Source organism: Streptomyces sp. NPDC045778 (genome assembly GCF_056431945.1).
In genome coordinates this window covers 128813-142315 of sequence record NZ_JBWKJZ010000009.1, presented here as the reverse complement: position 1 = coordinate 142315, position 13503 = coordinate 128813, and the positions used below count along the sequence as shown (strand labels likewise).

The window sequence follows — 13503 nt, the reverse complement described above, 5'->3', positions numbered from 1 at the left end:
GTGGACGCTCACCGCCCTCCACGTGGGCGTCAACCCTCGATCGGTCACCGTGCGGCGCGCGCCCGGGTGGTGGTCGGCTCACCGGGGGCGCGGGACGCCGCGACGCGCCTCAGCTCCCCCGGCCCGGCGGCCGCAAGCCGTCGACGCCCGGGCAGCGGTCGGGTACGCATGAGGGGGTCGCGCCGACCGGAGCGATCGCCGCACCCAGTGAACCGGCAGTTCACTCCGTGAACGACCAGTGGGGGGACCACATGGCCATCATCGTCACCTTCGACATCCCTGGCGTCGGGCAGGAACTCTACGACGCCTGCATCGACCGCCTCACCGACGGCGGCGAGTTCACTTCGCTCGCCGACATCCCCGCGCCGGGGCTGATCTCCCACGTGGCAGGACCGATCGACGGCGGCTGGCGGGTCGTGGACGTATGGGAGTCCGAGGAAGCGCTCGAGAACTTCTCGAAGATCCTCCAGCCGATCCTCGCCGACCTGGGCCACGCCGACGGCGAGCCGCAGATCATCCCGGCCCACAACGTCGTCACCAGCTGACCGCGCCCACGACTCCCGACGCACCACGGCTCCATCGCAGCCCGGCGCCCACGCGCCGGGCTGTTCGCGCGCACGGCTCCCGCCGCTCACAGCGATTGTCAGTGGCACCTCCTACGGTTCGAGCAGTGGGACCCGCCGGAACGGCCGTGGGTCCGCATTGGGGAGGGGTCTGCCATGTCTGGGTCCGCCATGTCCGGTGCGCCGGAGTCGACGACGTATCTGGAGCTGTCGCAGGACGACGGGGGCGCGCACAAGTTCTACGAGGTGACGGTCGCGGGCCTGCTCGTCACGGTGCGGTACGGCAGGATCGGCGCCGCCGGGCAGGTACAGAGCACGACGTTCGCGACAGCGGAGAAGGCACGCGCGGCCGCCGCGAAGAAGGTGGGGGAGAAGGTCCGCAAGGGGTACGCCCCCGCGATCCCCGGTCAGCGCGCCCCACGCCCGGTGACCCGCCGACAGGTGACCTCCGCTCCGTCCACGGCGCGGTCCGTGGCCCCCGTGCTGTGGCGGTTCCGCACCGGTTCCTCGGCGTTCGGCATCCACGTCGACGACGAGCACTGCTGGATCGGCAACCAGTCGGGTGACGTCTACACCCTGGACCACGACGGCGGCGTCCTGGCCAGGTTCAGCCTGCCGGACGGCGTGAAGTGCCTGGTCGCCGACGACTTCTGGATCTATGCGGGCTGCGACGACGGCAGGGTCTACGACCTGTCGTCGAAGCTCCCGTTCGCCGCGTACGACATCGCGGCGGACGTCGACATCTTCTGGCTCGACATCCACGAGGGCCTGTTGAACGTGTCGGACCGCGACGGCCGGCTCACGGTCATCGACCACGAGGACGAGCACCAGTGGGCCCGCCGCAGCCAGGGCGAGCACGCCTGGATGGTCCGCGCCGACGACCGTGCCGTCTACCACGGCCACTCCCGGGGCGTCACCGCCTACGCGCCCGACGGGGGTGGCGAGCTGTGGCACACCTCCACCCGTGGCGGAGTCCTGTTCGGCTGGCAGGAGGACGAAGCCGTGTACGCGGGGACCGCGCACCGCACCGTGCAGCGCCTCACGAAGGCCACCGGCGCGATCGAGGCCACGTACGCCTGTGACAGCGCGGTGTACTCGTGCGCGACGTCGCCCGGCGGCCGGTTCGTCTTCGCCGGTGACGCGGCGTCGTCCGCGTACTGCTTCGACCAGGACGGCACCCGGCTGTGGAAGCTCGGCACGGGCGGCGGTTCGGCCCTCTCGATGCAGTACCACGACGAGCGGCTGTACTTGGTGACCACGGACGGCTCGCTGGTGTGCGTGGACGCGAGCGACGCGGCCGTCTCCGCCGCGCAGCAGGGCACGGTGCCGGTCGCGCGGGACGTCAAACTCGCCGCCGCCGTGCCCACTTACGCGCCGGACACGGCCGTGGGCGCGGTGACCACCGTCGCCCACGCCCCTGCCGGAGCGGTCGTCGTCGAATGCGTCCAGGAGGGCGGCCGCGTGCGCGTGCACGTGGTGTCCGAGGGCTACGACCCCTCCTGGCGAGTCCAGTTCCCGCGCGCGATACGGGAGCCCGGCGCGCGCTACGCCGTGGAGGCCCTGCACGCGGCGGCGGGCGGGTTCTACCGGGTGCGCGGGGAGATCCGGCGGCTGCTGTGACCGGCCGGGGCGCGGCACGGCCGCCCGGGGCGACGGTCCCGCCGCGCCCGTGGGCCGCTGCCTCGGCGCCGTCAGTCGGCCGCCTTGCCCGGCTGGTCGTGGGTCGAGCAGTGGATGCCGCCTCCGCCGGAGGCGATGGTGTCGATGCGGACGGGCACGACGTCCCGCTTGGGGAAGTGGTCCTGGAGGATGCCGCGAGCGCGGTCGTCGGCCTTCCGGTCCCCGAACTTCGGCATGAACACGGCGTCGTTGGCGATGTAGAAGTTGGCGTACGTCGACACGAAGTCGTCGCCCTCTCCCGTGATCCTGTCGAGGTCGGGCTGCGGCAGGTCGACGATCTCGAAGCGCCGCCCCCGGGCGTCGGTCGCCTTGCTGAGCACCGACCGCGCCTGGTCGGCCGAGCGTGACCAGGAGTCGGCGGGAGTGCCGGGGAACGCCTGGTCCAGGAGGACGACGCCGGGCGCGGTGAACCGCACGAGGCTGTCCACGTGGGCGTCCGTGATGTCCTCGCCGCGCACGCCCGCCAGCCAGATCACCTTCTCCAGGCCCAGGGTCTCGATCAGCTCCGCCTCGACCTGGTCGCGGGTCTTGCCGCGGTTGCGGTTGTCGTTGACGATCGAACTCTCGGTGATGAGCAAGGTACCTTCGCCGTCGGTCTCGAAGGAACCGCCCTCGGAGACGAGCGGCGCCTTGACGCGGGGGATGTCGTACTCACGCAGGAGCGTGCGCCCCACCTGGGCGTCATGGGTGTGTTCCTGCTTGTCGCCCCAGCCGTTGAAGTTGAAGTCGACGCCGACGGTTTCGCCGTCCTCCTCCACGAAGACCGGGACGGTGTCGCGGGCCCACAGGTCGTCGACGGCGAGCGGGATGACCTCGACCTGCGAGCCGCACGCGCGCTGCGCCGCTTTCCGCCGGCCGGGCCGGGCCATCATCACGACCGGCTCGTACTCCCCGATGGCACGCGCGATGCGGGCGATGTCCTCGCGTACGTAGGGAAGGTCCTCCTCCCAGACGGAGGCGAGCGCGGGCCACGCCATGAACGTACGCGCGTGGCTCTCCCACTCCGCGCCGAAGCGGCGGCGACCGGTGTCCGTGGCCTTGGCCCGCTCGGTGCCGGTGCCGGTGCCGGTGCCGGTGCCGGTGCCGGTGCCGGACCCGGTCCGCGCGGACTCGTCGGAGCCGCAGGCCGTGGTGGTGCCGAGGCCCAGCGCGCCGCCGATCGCGGCGAAGGCGCGCAGGGCCGCGCGGCGGGAAGTCGAGAGGTGGGACACGGGGCGCTCCGATTCATGGACCGACGAGCTGTCCGGCGGTGGGGGCGGGCAGCTATGTCTCCACTGTGATCCTGACTGGATTTTCAGTCAAGTTCCTGGATAGCATGTCCTATTTTAGTGGGATTTACGCGTCTCAGGCTGAGGTCTGGCGGTCAGGCCTGAGCGACACAGCTCTGCATTTATTGAAAAATAAGTCAGGATCGTGATTCTCGGAATTGTGATCCTTGGCGCGGACGAGGGCGCGATGTCATCGGTACGGCGACGGGCCAGCGTGCGAAAGCGGTCGCGCAACCCGTGCGGCGAGCGGTGACAAGTGTCCGGATAGGGTCCATGGTCATGGCGTCACGCAGTACTCAGATCCTGGAAGCGGCCGCGCGGGTGATCGCCCGGCGCGGAGTGCGCGGGCTGCGCGTGGAGGAACTCGCGGCCGAGGCGGGGGTCTCCACCGGCCTGATCTACTACCACTTCAAGGACCGCACGGGCATCCTGCGGCACACGCTGGAGTTCATCAACGAGCGTGCCGAGCGGTACACCGACGCGCGCGCCGCGGGTGGCGGCCCGCTCAGCCCCCGGGAGGAGCTGGACGAGGCTCTTCTCCTCGAGTTCCAGGACACCCCGGAGGTGCGGGAGAACAGCACCGCCTGGGGCGAGCTGCGGGCGAGCGCCGTCTTCGACCCCGCCCTGCGCGAGGACCTGGCGCGGGCGACCCTGGTCTGGGTGCAGGACGTGGCCGGGCTGCTCGGGCGGGTGCGGCCGACGGCGCCCGCGGCCGCCCTCGCCGCCGCCGCGGAGCGCCTCACCGCCCTCCTGGAAGGCCTGAGCATGCGCTGGCTGAGCGGTGGCCTGTCCCTCGACCACGCGCGCGGCCTCGTCCGGGAAGCCGTCGAGGCGGAACTGGCCCGGCTGGGCCAGGCGTGAGGCCGCTCGAACGGTGTCGGCCGTGAAGGTGCCCCCCGGGCCGATTCGCCTGCTCCACGCCGCTCACGGGTCCCGCAGAGGCGGGCCGGATTCATAGATTCCCGCGCATTTCCGCTCCTGACGCAGGAGTTGGGTGCGGATTTCGTCGTCCCCTCAGGTCGTGGCAGCGGATATCGTGATCGTACGACCCTTGCCCAAAGCTGGTGCCGAGAAAGAGGCGACGTGACCGACGAACAACTGCCGTCCGTACTCCCGGAGACGGCGCGCACCCGCCACCGGCGCCTGCGTGAGCAGGGGAGCCGCGACCGCGCCCTGCTCGACGCCGTACTGGAGGCCGGGTTCCTCTGCCATCTGGGCGTTGTCGTCGACGGAGTCCCGATGGTCGTGCCGACTGTCTACGGCAGTGACGGCCGGCACCTCTACTTCCATGGCTCCGTCGCCAGCCGCAGCCTCGTCGCTTCGCCCGAGGCGGCGGTGTGCGTGACGGTCACGCACCTGGACGGCCTGGTGCTCGCCCGCTCGGTGTTCGAGCACGGGGTCAACTACCGCAGCGCGATGATCTACGGCGTCCCGCGTCTCGTCACGGACCCGGAGGAGAAGCTGACAGGCCTCCGCCTCCTGACCGAGCAGGCCGCGCCGGGCCAGTGGGACTACGCCCGGCGGCCGAACCGCAAGGAACTGGCGGCGACCGCACTGCTCGCGCTCTCGCTGGAGGAGGCGTCGGTCAAGACGAGCACCGGCGCGCCCGACGACGGGGACGGGCCCGACGCCGCGCTCGGCATCTGGGCGGGCGTGCTGCCGCTGGACTCCACGTGGGGCGAGCCGGAAGCCGACCCTCTCCTGCCCGAGGGCATCGCGCCCCCCGCGCACATAGCGTCCCGCGGCAACACCCGGGCGGGATAACCGAGAGCCCTCGGGTGCCCCCTCCCCGGGAGCAGCCGGGCCGCCGCCCCCGGCTGCTCCCGTCGCGCGTCGGCTCAGCCCGTCACAGCTCGTGGGCCGCGGGAATGACGACGTACACGTACGCCGCCGCGCTGAGGATCTCCTCGGCGTCGTCGACCGGAGGCTCGATCTTCTCCATGATCCACTTCTTGACGCGCTTCCCGTCGGCCCCGGTGGACTCGACCTCGCGGTCCCAGCCGCGGGTGAAGACCGCGCCCGCCCCGCCGAGGTCGATGTCGGTGACGTAGGGGCCGGGGGCGAAGTCGACGAGCGGTAGGCCGAGGAGGTCGGCGGCGGCGTTGTGGCCCGCCGTCTTCCCCATCGGGACCGCGTGCTGGCAGCTCTGCACGGTGACGTGGCCGGCGTCGAGACGTGCGGCGGCGGTGTCGCCCGCCGCGAACACGTCTGAGGAGACCCGCAGATGGGCGTCCACTTCAAGGCGGCCGAGCCGGTCGCGGGAACCCTCGATCCGCGTGGTGAGTGGGTCGGCCCGCAGCCCGGCGGTCCAGATCACCGCGTCCGCCTCGGTCCAGGTGCCGTCCGAGAACTGCGCGGAGCCTTCCTTCACCGCGGTCACGGTGGTGCCGAGGCGTCGCTCCACCCCCAGTTCGTCGAGGGCCGCCTCGATCGCCGGGCGGGGCCCTCCGCCCAGTTCCGGGCCGACGACGCCGTTCCGGTCGACGAGGATCACCCGGCCCCGCCCGGCCAGCTCCGTGGCGACCTCAAGGCCGGTGAACCCGGCGCCCACGACCACCGCGGTGAAGCCGCTCCGGCCGTGCAGGTGCTCCTTGAGGGCGACGGCCCCGTCCAAGGTGTCGACGTCGAAGACGCGGTCCGCCCCGGGAATCCGCGGGCGGATCAGCCGACTGCCGCTCGCCAGGACCAGGCGGTCGTACGTGAGCACGTCACCGTCGGCGGTGACGACCCGGTGGCCCGCGGTGTCGATCTCCGTCACCGTGGTCTGGACGTGCTCGACTCCCACGGGCTCCAGGATCCGCTTCAGCGGCACCACCGCCCGCTCCGGCTCGGCCTCGTACATCCGCGGCCGCAGCACCAGGTCCGTGTGGGGTGACACGAGGGTGATCCGCAGGTCGGCGTCGCCGCGCACCCGGGCAGCCGACGCGGCGCTCCACACACCCGCGAAGCCGCCGCCGACGATCACGATGTGATGCATTGTCTCTCCTTGGTCGGGTTTCCTCGATGGGTCCGCCAGGGAGACAAGACAGGGGCGTCAGGTGTGACAGGCGTGCGCGAGTTTCTCCGGGTTGGCCACGCGCCAGACCGTCGAGATCCGGCCGTCGACGACGTCGAAGCAGTCGATCCAGCGGAGCACGCCGTCGTGGTACGTCGCCAGGGCCTGCTCGCCGCCGACCTCGATCGGCTCGATTTCGATGCCGGGCAACTGGCGTGCCAGGTGGACGGACAGGTTGGCGATGGTGCCCGCCCCGCGCACCGGCCTGCGCGACGCGACGACCTTGCCCCCGCCGTCGGCGACGTACACGGCGTCGGGGTGCAACAGCCTCACCAGCTCCGCGAGATCGCCTGCCCGCGAGGCCGCGCGGAAGGCGGTGAGCACCCGCTCGCGCTCCGGCCGGGGCGCCCGCGGACGCTCCCGGACCGTCGCCAGGCGCCGCCGGGCCCGCGAGGCCAACTGGCGGCTGGCCGCGGGCGACCGGTCGAGGACCTCCGCGATCCGGCCGAACGGTACGTCGAAGACGTCGTGCAGCACCAACGCCACCCGCTCCGCCGGTTCGAGCCGCTCCATCATCAGGAGCATGGCGGTTTCGACCGACTCGTCGATCAGTACGGCCTCGGCCGCGTCCGGGCCGGTCAGGAGCGGCTCCGGCAGCCACGGGCCGACGTAGCTCTCTCTGCGTACGCGTGCCGACTTCAGTACGTTGTACGCCGTGCGCGCGGCGACCGTCACCAACCAGGCGCGCAGGTCCCGCACTTCGGAGAGGTCGGAAGCCGCGGCGCGCAGCCACACGTCCTGGGTGACGTCCTCGGCGTCGGCGACCGAGCCGAGCACGCGGTAGGCCACGCCGAACACGGCGGGCTGGTGCGCTCTCCAGTCGGCCTCGGCGAGGGTGCTGCCCAAGAGTGCCTCCCGCACGGCCGCCGCGGCGGCCGGTCCGATGCCGGTGGCCTCACGGGCCTGGTGACCGAGGCGCCGCGCTCCTGCGGATCTCCTCGACATCACCTCTGGGGAAGAACTGTACCCGAGCGCGGGCAACGAAAAATCCTGGAATACGGGCAGCCCGGAGTGTCCGCTCCCCAGGCGTGCACATTGGTATTCGGCAAGGAAAGAAGAGCCCGCTCGTATATTGATGTGGATCTTTGTCTTCGGTGTGCTGAAAATCGTCACCGATGACATTCGGCCGTGCAATGGAGCTGTCCGATGCGTGGGTATCGAGCCGCGCCGGGCGCGGTGCCCTAAAGGGCAATTCCGCAGGCCCTGGTGCTGTTCCGTCCGCCGACGAGGCCCGCGCGGGCGCGGTTCGGAGCCGTCGGACCCTCGGGTTCAGCCGCCTCGGGAGGTGCCGGTTCCGGCGGTACGGGGGACTGCCGGAACCGGCCCTTCAAATGGCCCGCGTCAGCAGATCGCGCAGGTCGTACAGGTGCGGAAGCAGGAGCCCTCGCCCGAAATGGCGCCCGCGGCGCTCTCGGATCCGACGTCCTGGAGGGCGGTCTCGGTCAGGTCGATGTCGAAGAGGTCCTGCGTCATGTGCTCAGACATGGCAATTCCTTCCTTGGGAACCTGTTCAATCGCCACCCTTCGGCGGCAGAATCGGAATCTAGGTACGGATAGCGGACGGAGTCAAGGGGTACCGGGGGAGGCGTTTCGCGGTTAGTGTGGCGGCATTCCGGCGGGGGGAGGAATCGGGAGTTCCTCAGTCCGTTTCATGGTGCACCAAGTAAGGGGGCGTGGCAGAGATGCGGCGTGGCCAGAGCGCGGAACCGGTGTTTCGCTGCGCGGACGGAGTGCTGCTGAGGGCGCCGCTCCTCGCCCGGCCCAGGGTCCGCGCGACCTGGCGGGGCAGTGCGGCGGCCCGGCCGGGGGAGGCCGGCGCGGAACCTGGCCGGGGCAGTGCGGCGGCCCGGCCGGGGGAGACCGGCGCGGAACCTGGCCGGGGCAGCGCCGCGGCCCGATCGGGGGAGACCGGTGCGGAGCCCGGTGAACTCCGTGCGCACCTCGTGGAGCTGCTCGCCGACGCACGGTTCCGGGAGGCCCTCGAAGTCTCCAGCCCTTCGCTCGCCCGCACGGTCGACGCCGTCCTCGCGGACGCGCCCGTCACCGCGTCCGATCTGCGCAAGGCCCACCGGGCCGTGACCCGTTACCTGCTCAGGGCCGCCTCGCGCCCCACCCCCTTCGGCCTGCTCGCGGGCGTCCTGTGGGGCACCTTCGGCGAGGCCACCAAGGGGGAGCTGACCGGCGCGGGGCGCAGAGCGGCACGGCCCGACGCCGGCTGGCTCGCCCGGCTGATCGCCGAGTGGGAGCGCGACCCGGCCGTGCACCTGGGGCTGAGCGTGGTGGTGAACGGGCTGTGCTTCGTGCGCGGCGACCGCCTGGTCCTGCCCTTCGCCCCGGCAGGGCCGGGCGCGGGCCCCGCCGCCCCCGGACCCGACGGCCCGTCAGGAGGGGCTGCCCGCCCCACGTCCCGGACGCTCCGCAGCACCCCGGTCGTGCGCGCCGTGGTCGAGGCCGCCGCCCGGCCCGTCCGCTGCGACGACCTGGTCCGGGAGGTCGAAGCGCGCTTCCCCGGCGCGCCCGAGGGCGCCGTGGCCGGGCTCGTCGCCCAGCTGATCGGGGCGGAGGTCCTGCTGACGGAGCTGCGCCCGCCGCTGGACGCCCCCGACCCCCTCGCCCACGTCGAGGCGCTGCTCCCGGCCGCCACGCCCGCCGCCCGGTGGGCAGCCGCACTGCGTGAGTCCCTGAACGAGTACCGGCGTACGCCGCTGGGAGAGGGAACGGCGGCCTGGCGCACGGCACTTGAGCGCGCCGCCGCAGGGCCCGACACGGCCGCGAGCACCGCACCCGCAGGGCCCGGCAAGGCCGTCGGCGCCGCGCCCGCAGGCCCCTCCGCCGTCCCGGCACACGCCGTCCAGGTCGACCTGCGCCTGGAGGGCACCGTCGTCCTCTCGCGCTCGGTGGCCGAGGAACTGGAGCGCGCCGCCGCCGCGCTGTGGCGCCTCTCGCCGCCGGGGCCGGGCCGGCTGACCGCGTACCACCAGGATTTCGTGGAGCGCTACGGCCTCGGCCGGTACGTGCCCGTCAAGGAACTCCTCGACCCCGACATCGGCCTCGGCGCCCCGGCCGGGTACCGGCTGCCCCCGAGCCACCGCCCCGACCCGGGACCCGTACCCCTCGGAGCCGCACGCCGGCGCCTGCTCCTGCGACTCGCGGCCGAGGCGCAGGCGCGCGGGGAGCGCGAGGTCGTCCTGGACGAGGGGTGGCTGCGCGCCTTCGAGGCGGCCGACCGGGACGAGACCGCCGACGCCGTGGCCCCGCCCGCCCTCGAACTCGTCGTGCAGATCGCGGCGGAGTCGGCCGCAGCGGTGGACCGGGGTGACTTCACCCTCGTGCTCGGCGGCGCGGCCACCGCGTCCGGTGGCCTCATGGGCCGCTTCGCCCACCTCTTCCCGCCCGCGCAGAGCGAGGCGATCCGGCACACCGTGCGGACCGCGCGCGAGACCACCGGGCGGCTGCCCGTCCAGGTCCACCACCAGGCGGCGCACCACCGGCACGCCAACGTCGCGCAGGTGCCGACGTGGTTGGACGGGCGCCTGGTGGTCGGCGTCCACCCCGGCCCCGCCGCCCCCGGCGTCACCGACCTCACGCTCGACGACATCGCCGTCGGCGCCGACTCCGAGGGCTTCCGGATCGTGTCCGCCGCGCTGGGGCGCGAGCTGACCCCGTCGGCCCTCCACGTGCTCAACCGCGAACTGACCGCGCCCAACGCGGTGCGGTTCCTCATCGAGGCCGCCGCGTTCGCCCGCAGGCAGTGGCGGCTGTGGGAGTGGGACGCCGCCGAGGACCTGCCGTTCCTGCCGGCCGTGCGCACCGGCCGCACCGTCCTCAGCCCGGCCCGCTGGCGCCTCGACGCGACCGGCCTGCCCCTCGACGAGTGGCGCGCCCTGTGGCACGTGCCCGACCACGTCCAGCTCACCATCGGCGACCACCGCATCCCCCTCAACCTCGCCGTCCCGGCGCACCGGGAGATCCTGCGCCGCGAGTGCGAGCGGACGGGCGCGGCCGTGCTCCACGAGCCGCCCCTGGGCCAGGACACCGACGGCGGGTGGCTCCTGGGACCCGGCGGCGCCCACGAGGCGGAGGCCGTGGTGACGCTGACGCCCTGCCGGCCCCGGGCGGCCAGGCCACCCGCGCGCACCGCGCGACCGGTGGTACGGCACGGCACCGGCGAGATCCCGCCCGGCGGCCCCTGGCTGTACGCGACGCTCTACACCTCAGCCGAGCGCCAGGACGAGCTGCTGACCGGGCCGCTGCGCCGCTTCCTGACCGAGCTGGGCTCCCCGCCCGCCGGGCCGCCGCACGGCGTCGACCGCTGGTTCTTCATCCGGTACGCCGACCCTGACCCCCACCTGCGGCTGCGCCTGCACGGCGACCCCGCGCCGCTCAACGGCGTCATCCTGCCCCGCCTCCACGAGCTGGCCGGCCGGCTGGCCGCCGCAGGCCTCGCCCGGGGGCTGCGGCTCGGCAGCTACGCCCCCGAGACCGAGCGCTACGGCGGCCCGGCGCTGCTCGCCGCCGCGGAGGAGGTCTTCCACGCCGACAGCCGACTGGTCCTGGAGCGGCTCGCGACCCCCACGGACGACCGGATCCTGTCCACCGCGTACGACGTGACCGAGCTGGTACGGGCCTTCCACCGCGGCTACGGCGGCGACTGGCGGCACTGGCTCACCGGGACGTACCCCAAGCGGGAGCAGCACCACAAGGCCTTCGCGGCCCGCAGGCGGGCGGCGCTCGCCAGGATCACCCCGGACGGCACGCCGGACCCGGCGGCGCACCCGTACCACGCGGCGCCGGAACGCTACGGGCGGCTGGTGCGCGCGGAGGAGGAGCGGAACGCCCTGAGCGTCTCCCCGGGCGCGGTCCTCGCCTCCCTCGTCCACATGCACTGCAACCGGCGCCTGGGCACGGACCGCACGGCCGAGGCACAGACCTTGGCGGTCGCCCGCGGCGCCGTCCAGGCGCACCTGGACCGGGAAAGGGCCGGAGCATGACCGAGCACCTCGTCGCGCGGCTCGCGGAGCGCCTGGCCGACCCGGCCGCCCTGGCCGCACGCGTGACCGCAGCCGAAACCCCCGAGCTGGCCGAGACCCGCTCCCTGTGGCACGCCCAGTCCCTCGCGGACGGCCACGCCGGAGTGGGGCTGCTCTTCGCGGCCCTGGCCCACGGCGAGCCCGAGTACGCCAAGGCCGCGCACGCCCATCTGTCGGCGGCGGTCACCGGCGTGACCCGGCCCGCACGGGAGGGGCTGTACGGGGGGCTGCCCGCGGTCGCCTTCGCCGCCCGCGCCGCGGTCACCCGGCCCGGCGCGTACGCGGGGCTCCTCGCCAAGCTGGACGGCCAGGTCGCCCTGCTGGCACGGCGCCTCGTGGCGGAGGACGCGCCCCGGGTGGCGGCCGGCACGGGCGGGGCCAGGATGGCCGGGTACGACGTGGTCGCCGGGCTCTCCGGCATCGGCCGACTGCTCCTGGCCGCCGGGCCCGAGCACCGGGACACCACCGAGCTGGTCCTCGCCCACCTCGTCGCGCTGACCCGCCCCGTCACCGAGCCGGGCGGCAGGACCGTGCCCGGCTGGTGGACCGGCGACCCGGTCCTGCTCAGCGAGCCGGACGGTGTCCCCGGCGGGCACTTCAACGCCGGCCTCGCCCACGGCATCCCCGGCCCGCTGGCCCTGCTGTCCCTCGCCCACCGCGCGGGCGTGCGCGTGCCGGGCCAGGAGCAGGCCATCCGCACCATCGCCGGGTGGCTGCTGGCCCGCCGCAGCCCCGACGGCACCGGCTGGCCCAACATCGTGCCGCTGGACGCGGAGCTGGTGGCCGCCTCCGGTGCCCGCGCCGAGCTGGCCGAGGCCCGCACCGGCTGGTGCTACGGCACGCCCGGCGTCGCCCGCGCCCTCCAACTGGCCGCCCTCGCGCTGAAGGAGCCGGACTGGAACCGCCAGGCGGTGGACGCGGTCGCCGCCGCCTGCGACCGGGGCACGGCCGGGACCCGCGCCTTCGGCGACCCCACGCTCTGCCACGGCCTCGCGGGGTTCACGACGATCGTGACGCTGATGGCCCGCGAGCCCGGGGGAGCGGACCTCGCCGCGCGCCTACCGGAGCTGACCGAGGCCCTGGCGCGGGCGGCCGATCCGGCCCACCCCTTCCTCTGGCCCGCGGCCGCGCCCGGCAGCCCCGACCTCGTGCACCGCCCCGGCTTCCTCGACGGCGCGGCGGGCGCCGCCCTCGCCCTGCGCTTCGCGACGGACCCGGACGCGCCCCACGGCGAACTCCCCTGGCAGGCCGCGCTCCTGCTGTGCTGACTCGGCCACGAGCGGCGGCCGGGCAGGGCACGCCCGGCCGCCGTTTTCCCTACCGGTGCGGCGCTAGTTCCACGGATCGCTGAACGAACGGCCGGGCACCGGCTTCGCGATGAGCGCGACCGGGATGAAGAAGTTGACCTGGCCGATCGCGAACATCAATGTGGCGAGCGCCTTGGGCTCGTAGTGCCCCGCCGCCTCCGCGTACAGCGCGTCGGAGACCCGCTCACCGTGCGCGGACGGCTGGAGCGCCGCCTCCGTGAGGGCGAGCGCCGCCCGCTCGGCGGCGGTGAAGTACGGCGAGTCCTGCCAGGACGCCACCGACGTGATCCGCTCCTCCGTCTCCCCGGCCTTGCGCAGGAAGCCGGTGTGCAGCACGGTCAGGTAGGTGCTACCCACGATCTGGCCCGCGCGCAGCTGCACCAGGCTGATCGTGGAGCGCGGCACCGAGCCGTTGCCGGTGACCTTGAACAGCGCGGCCGACACCGCCGCCAACTCGGGCACCAGCTCGGCGGGGTCGTCGGCCATGCGCGGCGTCATCGGGACCTCTGCCGTGATCGAACGTGTTTCCATCGCCATCTCCTCAAGCCGTCTCACGTGTTCATCTCGTGCGGTCACTGCCATGACGGATGGCGGCAGAGG

11 protein-coding genes are annotated in these 13503 nt (G+C 73.6%); 6 read left to right on the top strand and 5 right to left on the bottom strand.

Annotated elements, in window-relative coordinates:
• Window positions 1–251: 251 nt before the first annotated feature.
• The gene (locus AC07GB_RS14350; protein WP_478845081.1) at window positions 252–545 is read left to right on the top strand and encodes a hypothetical protein; all 294 of its coding nucleotides are present in this window, start codon (window positions 252–254) and stop codon (window positions 543–545) included.
• Between the two features lie 174 nt (window positions 546–719).
• The gene (locus AC07GB_RS14345) at window positions 720–2183 is read left to right on the top strand and encodes a WGR domain-containing protein (protein WP_478845079.1); all 1464 of its coding nucleotides are present in this window, start codon (window positions 720–722) and stop codon (window positions 2181–2183) included.
• A 71-nt stretch (window positions 2184–2254) separates the two neighbouring features.
• Here AC07GB_RS14345 and AC07GB_RS14340 read toward each other — a convergent pair whose 3' ends face one another.
• Entirely contained in the window at window positions 2255–3454 is a 1200-nt protein-coding gene (locus AC07GB_RS14340; protein WP_478845077.1) for an agmatine deiminase family protein, read from the bottom strand.
• A 336-nt stretch (window positions 3455–3790) separates the two neighbouring features.
• Between AC07GB_RS14340 and AC07GB_RS14335 the strand changes: the two genes are divergently transcribed.
• Both AC07GB_RS14335 and AC07GB_RS14330 read left to right on the top strand, forming a co-directional pair.
• Window positions 3791–4372, top strand: a complete 582-nt coding sequence (locus AC07GB_RS14335) for a TetR/AcrR family transcriptional regulator (RefSeq protein WP_478845075.1) — start codon at window positions 3791–3793, stop codon at window positions 4370–4372.
• Between the two features lie 222 nt (window positions 4373–4594).
• Window positions 4595–5275 (top strand): pyridoxamine 5'-phosphate oxidase family protein, encoded by a 681-nt coding sequence (locus tag AC07GB_RS14330; protein WP_478845073.1) that lies wholly within the window; start codon window positions 4595–4597, stop codon window positions 5273–5275.
• Window positions 5276–5357: 82 nt separating this feature from the next.
• On the opposite strand, the gene AC07GB_RS14325 is transcribed toward AC07GB_RS14330, so the two are convergent.
• The 3 genes from AC07GB_RS14325 to AC07GB_RS14315 form a co-directional block, all read right to left on the bottom strand.
• On the bottom strand, window positions 5358–6488 hold the full coding sequence (locus AC07GB_RS14325; RefSeq protein WP_478845071.1) for an NAD(P)/FAD-dependent oxidoreductase: 1131 nt from the start codon (window positions 6486–6488) through the stop codon (window positions 5358–5360).
• Between the two features lie 57 nt (window positions 6489–6545).
• Complete coding sequence (gene sigJ / locus AC07GB_RS14320; RefSeq protein ID WP_478845069.1) at window positions 6546–7511, bottom strand: RNA polymerase sigma factor SigJ; 966 nt, start codon at window positions 7509–7511, stop codon at window positions 6546–6548.
• A 396-nt stretch (window positions 7512–7907) separates the two neighbouring features.
• Complete coding sequence (locus tag AC07GB_RS14315; protein ID WP_478845067.1) at window positions 7908–8051, bottom strand: hypothetical protein; 144 nt, start codon at window positions 8049–8051, stop codon at window positions 7908–7910.
• A 458-nt stretch (window positions 8052–8509) separates the two neighbouring features.
• Between AC07GB_RS14315 and AC07GB_RS14310 the strand changes: the two genes are divergently transcribed.
• Together AC07GB_RS14310 and AC07GB_RS14305 are read left to right on the top strand one after the other, a co-directional pair.
• On the top strand, window positions 8510–11557 hold the full coding sequence (locus tag AC07GB_RS14310; protein ID WP_478845065.1) for a lantibiotic dehydratase: 3048 nt from the start codon (window positions 8510–8512) through the stop codon (window positions 11555–11557).
• Complete coding sequence (locus AC07GB_RS14305) at window positions 11554–12864, top strand: lanthionine synthetase C family protein (protein ID WP_478845063.1); 1311 nt, start codon at window positions 11554–11556, stop codon at window positions 12862–12864. The genes AC07GB_RS14310 and AC07GB_RS14305 overlap by 4 nt, the downstream gene beginning before the upstream one ends.
• Before the next feature lie 63 nt (window positions 12865–12927).
• Here AC07GB_RS14305 and AC07GB_RS14300 read toward each other — a convergent pair whose 3' ends face one another.
• Complete coding sequence (locus AC07GB_RS14300; RefSeq protein WP_478845061.1) at window positions 12928–13434, bottom strand: carboxymuconolactone decarboxylase family protein; 507 nt, start codon at window positions 13432–13434, stop codon at window positions 12928–12930.
• Window positions 13435–13503: the final 69 nt, after the last annotated feature.